This window comes from Peribacillus sp. FW305-BF15 (assembly GCF_058783805.1).
In genome coordinates this window covers 24,197-38,633 of record NZ_JBYSYV010000020.1, presented here as the reverse complement: position 1 = coordinate 38,633, position 14,437 = coordinate 24,197, and the positions used below count along the sequence as shown (strand labels likewise).

12 protein-coding genes are annotated in these 14,437 nt (G+C 39.6%); 1 reads left to right on the top strand and 11 read right to left on the bottom strand.

The genetic code is table 11. From position 1 onward, the window contains the following. Positions 1–55 precede the first annotated feature (55 nt). Positions 56–976, bottom strand: coding sequence for a patatin-like phospholipase family protein (locus AC3WLU_RS19640; RefSeq protein ID WP_413002717.1), 921 nt, complete (start codon positions 974–976; stop codon positions 56–58). A 248-nt stretch (positions 977–1,224) separates the two neighbouring features. Between AC3WLU_RS19640 and AC3WLU_RS19635 the strand changes: the two genes are divergently transcribed. Next, the gene (locus tag AC3WLU_RS19635; RefSeq protein WP_096338680.1) at positions 1,225–1,728 is read left to right on the top strand and encodes a DinB family protein; all 504 of its coding nucleotides are present in this window, start codon (positions 1,225–1,227) and stop codon (positions 1,726–1,728) included. Positions 1,729–1,897: 169 nt separating this feature from the next. Here AC3WLU_RS19635 and AC3WLU_RS19630 read toward each other — a convergent pair whose 3' ends face one another. From AC3WLU_RS19630 to AC3WLU_RS19585, 10 genes are all read right to left on the bottom strand, one after another. Continuing rightward, complete coding sequence (locus AC3WLU_RS19630) at positions 1,898–4,312, bottom strand: heavy metal translocating P-type ATPase (RefSeq protein ID WP_492597769.1); 2,415 nt, start codon at positions 4,310–4,312, stop codon at positions 1,898–1,900. A 75-nt stretch (positions 4,313–4,387) separates the two neighbouring features. After that, positions 4,388–4,594 (bottom strand): copper chaperone CopZ, encoded by a 207-nt coding sequence (copZ, locus tag AC3WLU_RS19625; protein ID WP_057276009.1) that lies wholly within the window; start codon positions 4,592–4,594, stop codon positions 4,388–4,390. Positions 4,595–4,610: 16 nt separating this feature from the next. Further along, positions 4,611–4,949: a metal-sensitive transcriptional regulator gene (locus tag AC3WLU_RS19620; RefSeq protein ID WP_440438358.1), complete on the bottom strand. Its 339-nt coding sequence runs from the start codon at positions 4,947–4,949 to the stop codon at positions 4,611–4,613. Positions 4,950–6,063: 1,114 nt separating this feature from the next. Then, entirely contained in the window at positions 6,064–6,366 is a 303-nt protein-coding gene (locus AC3WLU_RS19615; RefSeq protein ID WP_048679343.1) for a hypothetical protein, read from the bottom strand. A 137-nt stretch (positions 6,367–6,503) separates the two neighbouring features. Then, complete coding sequence (locus tag AC3WLU_RS19610) at positions 6,504–7,754, bottom strand: ABC transporter permease (RefSeq protein ID WP_098865487.1); 1,251 nt, start codon at positions 7,752–7,754, stop codon at positions 6,504–6,506. Then, positions 7,747–8,646 carry an ABC transporter ATP-binding protein gene (locus tag AC3WLU_RS19605; RefSeq protein WP_057276035.1) on the bottom strand — a complete coding sequence of 300 codons (900 nt, stop codon included), beginning with the start codon at positions 8,644–8,646 and terminating at the stop codon, positions 7,747–7,749. Before AC3WLU_RS19605 ends, AC3WLU_RS19610 begins: the two co-directional genes overlap by 8 nt. A gap of 408 nt (positions 8,647–9,054) precedes the next feature. Continuing rightward, positions 9,055–9,816 carry a DeoR/GlpR family DNA-binding transcription regulator gene (locus AC3WLU_RS19600; RefSeq protein WP_487374309.1) on the bottom strand — a complete coding sequence of 254 codons (762 nt, stop codon included), beginning with the start codon at positions 9,814–9,816 and terminating at the stop codon, positions 9,055–9,057. Between the two features lie 119 nt (positions 9,817–9,935). After that, positions 9,936–11,231: a class II aldolase/adducin family protein gene (locus AC3WLU_RS19595; RefSeq protein ID WP_413002706.1), complete on the bottom strand. Its 1,296-nt coding sequence runs from the start codon at positions 11,229–11,231 to the stop codon at positions 9,936–9,938. Positions 11,232–11,246: 15 nt separating this feature from the next. Next, complete coding sequence (gene rhaB / locus AC3WLU_RS19590) at positions 11,247–12,710, bottom strand: rhamnulokinase (RefSeq protein ID WP_492597768.1); 1,464 nt, start codon at positions 12,708–12,710, stop codon at positions 11,247–11,249. Further along, on the bottom strand, positions 12,710–14,374 hold the full coding sequence (locus AC3WLU_RS19585) for a ribulokinase (RefSeq protein WP_413002702.1): 1,665 nt from the start codon (positions 14,372–14,374) through the stop codon (positions 12,710–12,712). The genes rhaB and AC3WLU_RS19585 overlap by 1 nt, the downstream gene beginning before the upstream one ends. Positions 14,375–14,437 lie beyond the last annotated feature (63 nt).

Genomic DNA, 14,437 nt, shown 5'->3' with positions numbered 1-14,437 from the left:
AGCTCCTTGTCCCCTCTTTCCCCCTTTTGGACCGAATGATAGAGGAATGTTTCTCCTACTCTTTTTTGACTCTTTGCAAGCGTTTGGCCTTATATTGTTCAAAATCCCAATTCGACAAAAATTCTTTTGCAGAAGTATAGCCTGATTTATAGAGAAAGTCGATTTCATCCTCATTCAGTTCAAAATCCGTTGCATTGATGCCGCCAGTAGGAATTTGAATCGTGCGTTCAATCGTTTCTTTGTTCATATAACGTAAATCATGGGCTTGAAGCATCGTTTTAAATATATTTTTGAAAAGGTGGATTGGCGTTGGTATAACCGCATCTATGTTAACTTCATCTTTCACAAAATGGAATCCAAACGTTGGAAAGCGAGGATTGTCTGTATCAAAAATCCATATTGGGAAGTTACTAAGTAAACCACCATCTAAAATGTAGGATTTTTTCCGGTCTTTTGATTTCCAAATAACCGGACGGAAGAAAAATGGTAAGGAGGCACTCATCATTACGGCAGTTGAAACTTTTAAATCAGCAGGAGTCATCCCATAGCGATCCAAATCATCTGGCAAAATAAGCATCTGGCCATTCGAAACATCCGAAGCAATTATCTTCAACTTTCCATCTGGAAGATCCGCGAATGTCTTAATCCCTTTTTCTGAAAGAAGAGAATCCACCCATGTTTCCAAATAATCGTTTTTGTAAATCCCGAGATGAACCATAAGCTCCAAAAAGAAGCCCAAAATGGGAATTCGATTCAGAATTGTCCTGCCTCGAAGCTTTGAGTAATTGATTTCACTATACCGTTCTTTAATTTCATGGCTTTTATAGCCACTAGCCAAAAGAGCAGCTATTACTGCTCCTGCTGATGTCCCAGCAAGTCTCTCCCATTCTACTTTTTCCTCTTCCATTGCTTGAATCGCTCCAATAAAAGCAATTCCCCTGACCCCCCCACCTTCAAAAACGGCATCTGCTCTCATTTTTTTCCACCTCTCGATAAGAGTTACTATCATATTAACAATATTTGAAAATAAAGTGAATTTTCACACTCTTGGACTCTTTGATGGCAATCAAACGTAATAACAATAGTAGGATAGCATCTATTATCATAGTATGTAGAAAATGAAGCATTTGCATGGACAAATTATCAGATTAGGATGCAGCTTTTGATAAAGGAGTTCTTTAAATGATGTCGAAAAGGATATGTAACAATTAAAGGAGTGAAAAAATGGAAAATAACCGTGCCAAGAAAATGTATGATTACCACGTTTGGGCTAATCAGCAAGTGTTCCAAAAACTAAAACAATTACCGGAAGGAGTCTATGGAGACACGATAAAAAGTGTCTTTCCATCTATCAAGGAAGTCCTTGTTCACCTTTTCGCAACAGATATTACCTGGTTGGAGATAATGAAAGGAAGCACAGTTCAAGAAACTTTTAAGAAAGTTGAACAGCGGCGGAAAGAAGTGGACGGAATCACATTAAATGAACTGGAATCCTTATATGATGAACTTGCAAAGGATTACGACAATTTCCTTACTTCGCAGCCTGATCTTGAACGGACCATTGTAACCGAACATCCGAAAATGGGGGCTTGTGAGTTTGTACTTGCCGACCTCATCCATCATGTAGTGAATCATGGGACCTATCATCGCGGTAATGTATCAGCGATGCTCCATCAACAAGGCGAGAATGGCACACCTACAGATTATGTTTTTTACTGTTTAAAATAAGCGGTTTGACAACCTAAAAGAGTGGCAGTAACATGCCGTCATTCCAGATGAAAGCCGATGATCCTCTTGCCAAGGAATCATCGGCTTTATTTGGATGATTATAATCCATACGCCCGTAGAATGGTATATTCAGTCAGTACAACTGCCTTCTATATATGTTACATGATCATTAAAGCTTTATCCGTTGAAGGCGAAGTGCATTCAATACGACTGACACAGAACTGAAGGCCATGGCAGCACCCGCTAACCACGGGGCAAGCAGTCCGATTGCCGCAATTGGTATTCCGATTACATTATAGGCAAAAGCCCAGAATAGGTTTTGTTTGATATTTTTCATCGTCTTCCTGCTCATGAGGATGGCATCTGCAATACTGTTCAAATCACCCCGAATCAAAGTGATATCGGCAGCCTCCATGGCTATGTCCGTCCCGGTTCCTATCGCCATTCCTATATCGGCTAGTGCCAGCGCGGGCGCATCATTTATCCCATCGCCGACCATTGCCACAGTTTTACCGGCGGCCTGCAGTTTTTTCACTTCTTCCGCTTTCCCTTCAGGTAGGACTTCTGCGATTACATGGTCAATGCCAACTTGATGGCCGATGGCATTTGCTGTTCTTTGATTATCCCCGGTTATCATGATGACCTGGGTGTCCATTGCTTTTAACCTTTTAATCGCCTCAAGCGAGCTCTCTTTTATCGTATCCGCAACAGCAATGAGTCCTGCATATTCCCCTTCAATGCTAGCGAGCATTGCAGTCTTCCCTTGCTCTTCAAATTCTTCCATCGCTGTTAGCGCCTTAGTGATATCCACGTTATTTTGCTTCATCAATTTACGGGTTCCGATGAATATCACTTTTTGATCCGCCACAGCTCTAATCCCGTATCCAGGCATCGCTTCAAATTCCTCAACCGCTGCAAGTGAAATCTGTCTTGCTTGAATTCCTTGAACGATTGATTGAGCAAGAGGGTGTTCAGATTGTTTTTCAGCTGCACCGACTAATGATAAAAACTGTTCTTCCTCCATACCATTCTCAATGAGGACATCTGTCAACACAGGGGTACCATTCGTTACCGTTCCCGTTTTATCCAAGATGACCGTATCGATATGGTGGGTGGTTTCCAGATGTTCCCCGCCTTTAAATAAGATGCCGAATTCGGCAGCCCTTCCAGATCCTGCCATGATAGAGGTGGGAGTGGCCAGGCCTAGAGCACATGGGCAGGCTATGACTAGCACTGCAATCATCGCTTCAAAAGCAGGTGTGAATTCTCCAGGGTTAACCCAAATCATCCAAACCAGAAAAGTTAAAAGAGCAATTCCGACAACAATGGGAACGAAAACACCGGAAATTTGGTCAGCAAGCCGTTGAATCGGCGCTTTCGAACCTTGAGCATCTTCGACGACTTTGATGATTTGGGAGAGAGCTGTATCCCTTCCTATTTTCGTCGCTTTCATTTTGATAAACCCATTCTTATTCAATGTTGAACCGATAACAGTATCCCCGTTTGTTTTATCGACCGGAATGCTCTCACCCGTTAACATGGATTCATCGACGGCAGAGTTCCCTTCGATTACCTTGCCATCGACAGGGATCTTCTCACCCGGCTTCACCAAAATCGTATCCCCTACGATGACTTCTTCAAGTGGTATTTCCCGTTCCTCCCCATTTCTTAAAACCAATGCCGTTTTAGCCTGAAGCCCCATCAATTTTTTGATGGCCTCGGAAGAACGTCCTTTTGCTTTTGCTTCAAACAGCTTCCCCAAAAGAATGAGGGTGATAAGAATCGAACTGGTTTCGAAATAAAGTTGTGCCGTATTGTGATGCGACCCCATCGAGATGATCGCCTGATAAACACTGTAAAAATAGGCAGCGGATGTTCCCATCGCGACTAATACATCCATATTGGCACTTTTATTTCTCAAGGCTTTATAAGCTCCAACATAGAACTGCTTTCCAATCAAAAATTGAACGGGGGTTGCGAATGCCATCTGCACCCAAGGATTCATGAGGAAATCAGGCATATAGATAAACGAAGTAAAACTAAAATGGCTTACCATCGCCCATAATAATGGGAATGATAATATGACCGAAAAGATGAATGTATTCTTTTGTTTTTGTATTTCTTTTTGACGGAAATTCATGGATTCCACTTTATCTTCCTTGATGATCGCCCCATACCCCAGCTTCTCAACCCGTTGAATGATATCAATTGGGGAAGCTTGGGAAGGATCATATTCGACGGTCGCATTTTCAAGCGCTAGATTGACATTAGCCATGCTCACCCCATCCATCTTATTTAACCCTTTTTCTATTCGGTTAGCACAGGCAGCACAGGTCATGCCAGTAATCGTAAATTCCTTTTTCTCTTTTACTACAGCATAGCCAAGATCTTGAATTTTCTTTTCAAAGTCCTGGTTGCTTACTTTTTCCGAATCATATTTAATAACCGATTTCTCAAGTGCCAAATTAACGGTGGCTTCCTCAACGCCTTCCATTTTGTTTAACCCTTTTTCAATTCGGTTTGCACAGGCAGCGCAAGTCATTCCAGAAATCTGTAAACTTGTTTCTTTTATTTGGCTGCTCACTTCATCCCGCCTCCCTATACCGCTATGGGGTATATTTCTTTGTAAAAAAGAAGTGCTTAACAGCACTCTCATAACTTACTCGACATCGTAGCCTTGATCATCGATTGTTTCTTTTATTTTCTCAAGTGATACTTTTTCCTTGTCAAACGCTACATCTACTTTTCCTGCATCCAAATGCACCTTTACGCTTTCAACACCTGCAAGTTTGGCTACATTCCCTTCAACTGCATTCACACAATGACCACAAGACATTCCACTAACATTCAATGTTACATTTTCCATTTTATCCACTGCTCCTTTATTTTTTCATTAATTTTTGTATCGTTACAAGCACTTCATCTATAACCTCTGTATCCCCTTCATTCAGGCGTTCCACCACACAATTCCTTAGATGGCCTTCCAATAAAATCTTGGCTACACTATTCATCGCGCTTTGTGTAGCTGCTATTTGGGTGATCACATCATCACAGTACGTATCTTTTTCAATAAGACCCTTTATACCGCGAATTTGACCTTCAATTCGATTTAACCGGGTCGTTAAATTCTTTTTTACTGCTTCTGAGTGATGACTCTTTCGGCCGTGGGAAGAGGCCGTACAACATTCTTCTTCATTCACCGCATTTTGACCATTCATCATTTCATCCATTTGCCCATCCCTCCTCAAAATTAAATATACCATACCCTCCTACCCTATGCAAAGAGAAAGATTTATGTGCATCATTTATTACTATCTGTATTTTTATCATTTTTTATTCTTAAGCTCAGAGCCTGCTCCCTATCTGCCAAGTCTCGCAGGGGCTCGGCTAGCCAGTCATTTCGGCAGGAGTGTCGCAAATTTCTTCAATCTCTGTGTGGTATCATCTTTTTTTAATGTAGGTTTTGACATCTTCATTAATAAATGAAGCATATTCATCTGATCCACTAACAGATTTAGAAAATATGATTTTTATAACCATTATAAGGATAATCTATATCAAATCCACGAATGACATCATAAGTTCCTTTTCTCATAACAACGGTGTCTATTCTTTCGAGGATTGAATTGTAGCCAGAATCTCCCTCTACTTCTGTTGATCCTAACCACTCTAATATACCATCCTCATTTGCAATATAGCCATCAATCGAAGTCCAATGTATAATATAATGTTACGCTGTATTTACATTAACCAACTGATTCCTCGTCGGAACATGACCTTAATATTTCTTCATATAAACCATCTTGTTATGCCTTTAATACTTCCTCAGGTGAGATACCAATGTAACAAGATTATCTTACTAAAATTGATTCTCCTTCTTTCACAAACCTGCGTTGTTAGTTGAAGAAGAAAAAGGAATTTCATTCGACTATCGTTAATGAATTATATCATCCCAAGAATGTACTTTTTTGGCAGTTCCTAAACGCTGAGCAGGATTTTTCCTAGGTTTCACCAGACTTGCAGATGTTCTAATTGTTTTAAGGATTATAGTAGCCATTTAAGCATACTTAGGATTAAAATTCGCATATATTAATATGATTTTCCATCTCCTTTGGATGTTACTACAAAACTTTCTAATACTGGAAATTCCGTCCGGTTTCCAGGTATCAGGATTATAGGTTATTTATTCTTACTCATAGAAAGCCTCCGTCCATTCTCATTCTACCTATTGAAACATAAAAAAACCCGGATAAGGGACTTTTCCGTTATTCGGGGTATAGTTTATGTATCCTCAGCGGTTTTATTTTCATTTAATTTAGGATTCCAATGTGATTATCACAGTTCTTTTGAAATGTTATTATTCCTTTTCTTTTTCACTAAAAGAATGATGCCAATGATAAAAGCAACTGCGCTGTATAACCAGGTATACATAAAGGCAAGGCCCAGTCCGATATTTGCGTCCATATAATCGTTTTTCACATGATCTATGGCTAAATATAAAAGCGGAGCAGCTCCAATGATGAACAAGATGACCCAGAGAACATTTCTTTTCGGATTCTTGGTTGATAAAATAATAATGATGAAGGATAGCAAAAGAAACACTTCTGAAACTATCGTCAACGTTACCAGATTGCTCATAATAATTCACTCCTAATCGTGTTTGCATAAAGGGAATATATTTATGTTCCCTTATATCTATGCTACTTTTCGTTCCTATATTATTAACTTTAAAAAACCTGAACCCCTCCAACAGGATGAAAGATCCAGGTTTCATGTTAATTTTTCTTGGATAATTGCAGGGCATTCTTGATACTTTTCAATGATTTTGAGCTACCGTACATCAAGACTCCACCACGATAGATTTTTGCTCCGATTATTCCAAGTAAAACAATCGTTAAGATCAACACTCCTATGCTGATGGCGATTTCCCAGAATGGAACTTCAAGCATCCCTACGCGCAAGAACATGATCATCGGCGTGAAAAATGGAATGAATGATGTGATCGTAATATAACTGGCTGAAGGATTCCCCAGTCCAAACATTGCAATCATGAAGGCGATGACAACTAACATGGTCATCGGTGAAATCATTTGCTGGACATCTTCAATTTTGCTGACAACAGATCCAAGGCATGCTGCAAGAGTTGCGTACAGAAAATACCCAAGCAAAGCGAAGATGATTGCATAAATGATTGTTGAGATATCTGTGCTGCCGAAACCGAAAAATGAAAAGAATCCTTCATCCATACCTGTCAAGTTTTGTTTAATCGAGAAATAGCCCACCCCAAAAAATAAAATCATTTGAGTAAGACTAAGTAAAGCAACACCCATTATTTTGGCAAACATCTGTGTGACTGGCGGGACACTTGAAATCAGGATTTCCATGACTCGTGATGTTTTCTCAGTAGCCACTTCCATTGCAATCATCGTTGCATACATCAACACACCGAAGTAAATCACGAATAGGAGCACATACACGAGACCGCGTGCTTGATTGAGATCCTCTTCCGTTTTTGCATTTTTCTGAAGAGCAATCGTATCAAATGCTGGCGGCGTATTCAATTGAGCGATTTGCTGCTCTGTCAAATTCAATTCCTTCGCCGTTATTTGACCCTTCAATTGAGTAAGCGCTAATAGTAAATCATTACTTACCGCAGAATCTGAAATTTGATTCGCTTTGTACGTTCCCTTGAAGCCGAGAGTTTTATCCTTTTGGATTAATAAATACCCAACGATTTCTTCCGCGCTGACCATTTCCTCCGCTTCCTTTTCATCCTGGGCGGATATTATCGATAGGTCATCGTTCACACCTGCTACAGCATTTTTATAAGAATCAAATAAACCGCCTTCAGTCTGATCGATTACGGCAACCTTTTCCTGTTCATCACTGTCGAATTTATCAATAAGATTCGAAAGATTCGAAAGAAGGAGAATCAGTGCCATCATAATGATTGTAGAAATGATAAAGGATTTCGTCTTTAATTTTGATAGGTATGTATGGGAAAGGACAATCCAAAATTTATTCATAGACGGCACCTACTTTTTCAATGAAAATATCCGTTAGCGATGGTTCTTCCAATTCGAATTTCCGGACGAAACCTCTTGGAACAAGATCACGTAGCATGCTCTCAGCCACATCTTCACCAGTTACTTGAAGAACTTTCCCTTCCATCGTGTTCTTGACTTTTGTTACACCTGCATAATGATCCAAGAAAGATAGATCAAAATCCGCTTTAATTGAGACATTCTTTTTGCCAAAAGAACGCTTGATTTCTTTTAACTTTCCAGCCACAACAGGTGAACCTTTATGCATGATGCAAAGATGCTCACACATCTCCTCGACATGCTCCATGCGATGGCTCGAGAAAACGATCGTCGTGCCGCTGTCCCTTAAGTCAATGACCGCTTTCTTCAGGATTTCCACGTTCACTGGATCCAGTCCGCTGAAGGGTTCGTCAAGAATAAGTAATTCAGGTTTATGGATCATTGATGCGATCAGCTGGATTTTTTGTTGATTTCCCTTTGAAAGCTCTTCAACTCGCTTATCGATATAATCGGGCACCATAAAGCGATCCAGCCAATACTCCAGTTCTTTCAAAGCATCGCGTTTGTTCATCCCTCTTAATCTAGCCAAATAAACAATTTGATCGCGCACTTTCAGTTTTGGATATAGTCCGCGTTCCTCAGGAAGATAGCCAATCATTGAACTGGTCGTATAATCGATTTTCTTCCCATCCCAGACAACTTCCCCTTCAGTAGGGTCAAGCAGGCCGAGTATCATCCGGAACGTAGTCGTTTTCCCCGCTCCATTCCCGCCTAAAAAGCCGAACATTTCTTTTTCGGGAATAGTTAAATCAAGCTTGTTGACTGCTGTGAAATCCCCGAATTTTTTCGTAACTTCTTTAATGTGTAAAACCAATGCGCAACCTCCTATTATATGATTCTAATTATATGTTAACGGAAAGGTTTTCCATTTTCAACTATCACCAAGAGCCAAATAACACTTTACTTTTTCTCCTTCGATTATATGTAAATTTTCAAAAAAAATTAACGTTTCACGTCTGCCCTTTCGTTTGCCCTTTACCCTAATGGTATTTTTTCTGCGAAACTTAAGACAAAACCCCCTTTCCCTTCCTATTGGTAATATTCACAACCCCGTACGTCTCCTGCCTTTCCCTCACGCAAGCATGTTACTAAACTGAAAGCCCTTTTTTTTGGAAACGAGGCAATAATAAAAATAGATTGGGCACCGTAAAGATACCCAACCTCTATAATAGATTGCTCGCTTTAAAGGACACATTTCCCAACTGTCGCTAATGATTCTATTTTATTTTACAATCGTTACTTTTACATGTCTTTTTTCAAGCAATTTTCTTGATGCTTCATCTATTTCTCTATCCGTAATGACCTCATCCACTTCACTAGGCGGAACGATTAATGAAAACGCCTTTTTTCCAAACTTTGAGGAATCCACCATCAGGATTACTGCATCCGACCTTTCGATCATTTTCTTTTTTAATAAAGCCTGCCCTTCATTAGAATCACTGAGTCCTTCTTCTAAGTGAATCCCCTTGCAAGACAAAAACGTTTTGTTGACATGATACATCGTTAATGATTTCTCTGCTATCGGACCAACAAATGATAAAGACTTTGACAGCAATCTTCCCCCGGTTGAAATAACCTCTATTTTTTCTTTTTTACTCAATTCCATCACCACTTTGGTGGAATTGGTAATAACCGTTAGCGGTATGTTTGGTAAGGCTTTTGACATATACCAGGCAGTTGTACTTGCATCTAAAATAATCCTGTCACCTTCCACTATCCGCTTTGCCGCTTCATATGCTATCACTTTTTTTTCGTTGACATTTGTTATCACTCTTTCGGAAAAATGGATTTCCGAATCATCTTCTTGCAGGCTTACGGCCCCGCCGTGGCTGCGTTTTAGTTTTGTTTCTTTCTCAAGCTTTTCGAGATCACGTCGGATTGTTTCCTCTGTTACTGAAAAGATTTCACTTAATTCTGTAACACGAATACTCGAACGTTCATTTACGAGTTCGACAATTTTTTGGTGTCTTTGAGCTACAAGCATACCAACTTTCTCCTATCTATATAATCTTTGTTTACTTTTGTTTGTTTTTGTATTGTAACATATATAAAGCCCTCTATATAAATAGAGAGCTTAGGAACTGCCTTTTTTCATTGATATCGTTATTTGGCAATTAGCTTAAAACCTTCAATAATTTCTTCAATATCTTCATCACTAATATCGATTACTTCGCCAATACTTTTAGCGTACACCAATGCTTTTGCACTATATTCAGCTACTTCTAGCCTATCAAATACACTCAGTAAACTTTTTCCAGAGACAACTGCATACCCATTTTCAATTAATAGGACAGGATTATCCTCTGCTAGTTTATCTGCAATCATTCTATTATGATCTTCTCCCATACCAAAATGCACTTTATCTATATCCCGAAGTACAATGTAGGCCTCTGGAATTATATGTGTATTATATTTAACATCTGTCACAGCATAGGCCATTAAAAATCTTGGGTTCGCAATGATTACGGATGTAAGCTCCGGGTTTAACTCATATATTTTTTGATGAAGCTCAAAAAACTCACATGGTTCCTTTCCAGCTTCACTATACTCCTGATGAATCAGAACCAATTCATCTTCCTTAATATATTTACGGTCCTGTTGAGCAGGCGTGATTAAAATAGAGCCATCTTTAAGGCGGGTTGAAAAGCTGCCTGAGATACTTGTAAAAAGCTGACGATCATATAACCGTTCCAATAACCTGATCATTTCTTGACGGCAAGAAACCTCTTCGACAGAATGGTGCTTCATTTCTATCTGTGTTAATTTATCCGCTTTATATAAATCTATTTCTTGTAAATTTTGTTCGGTCAGTTCAAATGGTTTCCCTATATTCCTTGCATTTATTTCCATACAAGCAGTATCTTCAAGTGTTTCAAACAACATAAAGGCATCAAATATAGTGGGTTTCCCTACCACAATACCATGATTCTCCAATATGACCGCATCCCCTCCTTTTGCAAATTCAGCCGAAATATTTCCCTTTAATTTGTCGCTTCCAGGGATCGCATAGGGTGCAACCTGAAGGGAATCTGCTACACTCTTATATGCATGTAAAAGCAACTTTGGGTTTGGTCCTTTACGAGCCATGCTAAAGGAAACCAAAGCCGGGGGATGTGCATGTACGACAGCTTTTATATCGGGCCTTGCTTCATAAATTCCTTGATGAAAAGGAAGCTCTACCGATGGTTTATGTTTCCCTATGAATGTACCGTCCTTTTTGACGCACATGATATCATCCATGGTTAATGCTCCTTTATCAATTCCCGATGGAGTAATCCAAAGGTCACCATTTTCATCTAGAATAGATAGGTTTCCTCCTGAAATTGTTGTCATGCCATATTTATAGACACGTTCCATGATCATAACAATTTGTTTGGCTGGATGCAGATTTTCATTCATACTTTATCACTCCTATTATTTACATTCTTCTTGCATGGAAATTGCTTGTTTGAATTTTTCAACCAGGGATGATGATTCAATTTTTTCTTTTGGCTCATATTCTTTTATAAGGAACGAGTGTTCTATTAACTGACGTGCCGTTTGTAAATCGCTTATTTCATTGCCTGAAATCATTTGTACTAGTATATTCCCAATCGCCGTAGCCTCCGTTGGTCCAGCGTATATGGTTTTCCCGCTAAGGTCTGCCGTAAGTTGATTAACGAATTCATTTTTCGCCCCTCCTCCGACAATATGAAGTTGCTCGATTCTTTTCCCCGTTATCTCTTCTATTTGCCGAATGGACATCGCATAAATAATAGACATATTTGTAAATATACAGTTCGCTAATTCTCCCACTGTATGTGGAATCTCCTGATTCGTCTCCCGACAATACTGCTGAATTTCTTGAATCATATTTTCTGGATTTAAAAATCGTTTATCATTAAAGTTGATGAACTGCGTGCACACCTTTATTTTCTCTGCCTCATATACAAACTGCTCGAAGTTATAGTCTTCCTTTAAATGTCTTCTGACCTCTTGAATAACCCACATACCAATGATATTTTTCAGAAAGCGGTAGGTCCCGTATGCACCCCATTCATTTGTATAATTGTTTTTAAGGGCTAACTCATTCACTATCGGTTTATCGCTTTCAATCCCAAGCAACGACCACGTTCCGCTACTAATATAGGCCCATTTCTCTCCATTACCAGGTGAACCGACTATGGCGGAAGCAGTATCATGTGAAGCAACGATAATCACTTCTGTATTGGGAAGATCAAAAGTAGAAAAACGTTCTTTCATCAGTTTCCCTAATCGTTCTCCCGGATTAACAAAAGGCGGGAATTGATCTTTTGACAATGCAATCAGGTTTAGTAACTCTTCATCAAACTTCTTCGTGTTTACATTCAATAATTGCATCGAAGAAGCACTTGTAACTTCTGTGACCTTTTTCCCCGTTAGGCAGTAACCTAAATAATCTGGCACAGTCATGACATTCCTAGTGACTTTCAGGTTCTTTATATCTTCTTCGTACAATTGGTATAACGTGTTAAATGATAAGAATTGAATCCCCGTTTTTTGATAAATGATTTCTTTAGGTAGTGTTCTTGTGACCTTTTCGATTGTATTTTCGGTGCGCTTATCACGATAAGAGATAACTTCTTGCACTCTGTGTCCATTATCATCCAACAATACGTAATCCGTTCCCCACGTATCAATTCCAAGTGTACAGTGGTCGTATCCAAGCTTTTTTGCTGATTCTAACCCCTTTAAGATTTCATTCAATAAATGATCAATATCCCAAAAACAGGTTCCATTTTGGGTGGTGAAACCATTCGCAAATCGATGGATTTCTTCAATTACTAATTTCCCGTTCTCCATTTTCCCTAAGACCAGCCGGCCACTTGAAGCACCAATATCCACCGCAATATGTATCATTAGTCCACACTCCTCAATTTCTTTAAACCATGCATTATGGAAATATGATCGCGGCCAAAGAAGTCATGCAGTTCTAAATAATAAGCATACAGTTGTTGATAAATACTTACATTTTCTTTAACCGGTATAAAAGTATCTTCTTTTACTTTTGCCATCTTAGAGGATGCCTCCTCTATGGAATCATACCCACCATTTATACGGCCGGCAGCCGTGGCAGCGTATATGGCTGCTCCTAATGCAACCACTTGTTCCCCATCCGCGATTTTAATTTCACGATTTAAAATATCGGCATATATCTGCATTAACAGTTTATTTTTTTGAGGTAATCCGCCACAGGCAAACAAATCGTTTATCTCTATACCATCATTCTCAAAGGTTTCAAAGATTTTCCTTGTTCCAAAGGCTGTTGATTCTAAAAGTGCACGGTATATTTCTTCCGGCTTCGTGGAAAGAGTAATCCCTGCTATCACACCTGACAAGTTCGCATCTACAAGGACTGTTCGGTTGCCATTCCACCAATCTAACGCCACTAACCCAGATTGACCAGGCCTTAAGCAAGAAGCCTTTTTTTCCAGTAAGCTATGTAGATTGACACCTTCTTGCTCAGCTTCTTTCTTTACATACTCAGGAGCAGTTTGCTCAATATACCATGCAAACGAATCGCCAACAGCCACCTGACCCGTTTCATAACTGAATGATCCGGGAATTATTCCATCCTCCACTACTCCACAAATACCTTCTACTGTTTGTTTTTTCTCAGAAATTAACATGTGGCAAGTAGAGGTTCCCATCGTCATCACAAATTGGCCTGGATGGACAGCTCCTACAGCTGGAACACCTGCATGGGCATCGATTATGGATACAGAAACAGCCGTACCAGATTTCAACCCCATCTTCTTAGCCATCCCTTCTGTTAAACCACCCGACCGTCCAGCGATGGGTAATACTTCACCACGCATTTTTGTATCCAGTATATCCAGAAGACGTTCATCAATAGCCGCTAAAAAAGCAGGGTCCGGATATCCATCTTTTTTATCCCAAAATGCTTTATAACCGCTCATATTACTGCTGCGTACCAGCTCTTTCGTCAGTCGGAAGGTAATCCAATCTCCGGCTTCCATAAATAGATCCGTTTCTTCATAGATATCAGGTGATTCACGTAACACTTGTAAAATCTTAGGGAACATCCATTCAGAAGAAATTTTCCCGCCATATCGTTGCAGGAATGGTTGATTCGTTGCCTGTGCAATGCGTGTAATATCATCCGCTTCTTTTTGTGCGGCATGATGCTTCCATAATTTGACCCAACTGTGAGGGTCCCTTTTCCACTTCTCATCAAAACAAAGGGGATTTCCTTTCTTATCAACAGGCAAAATGGTACATGAGGTAAAATCGATTCCAATGCCTATCACATCATTCGCATCTACTCCGCTTAACCGAATCACTTCAGGAACAGAAGTGTATAAAACGTCCAAATAATCACCTGGATGCTGGAGAGCCCAATCTTTTTCAAGTTTACATCCGTCTGGAAGCCTATTAGACAATACTCCATGACGATAAGGTGTAACATGTGTAGCCATTTCATTTCCGTTCTCTATATCTACTAGCAGCACTCTTCCTGATTCAGTGCCAAAATCAATTCCGATTGTATATCTCTCATTCATCCCTTCATCATCTCCTAACATGCAAGTCACGCAATGATATTTAATAAAAAGGCCCCTCTAGAT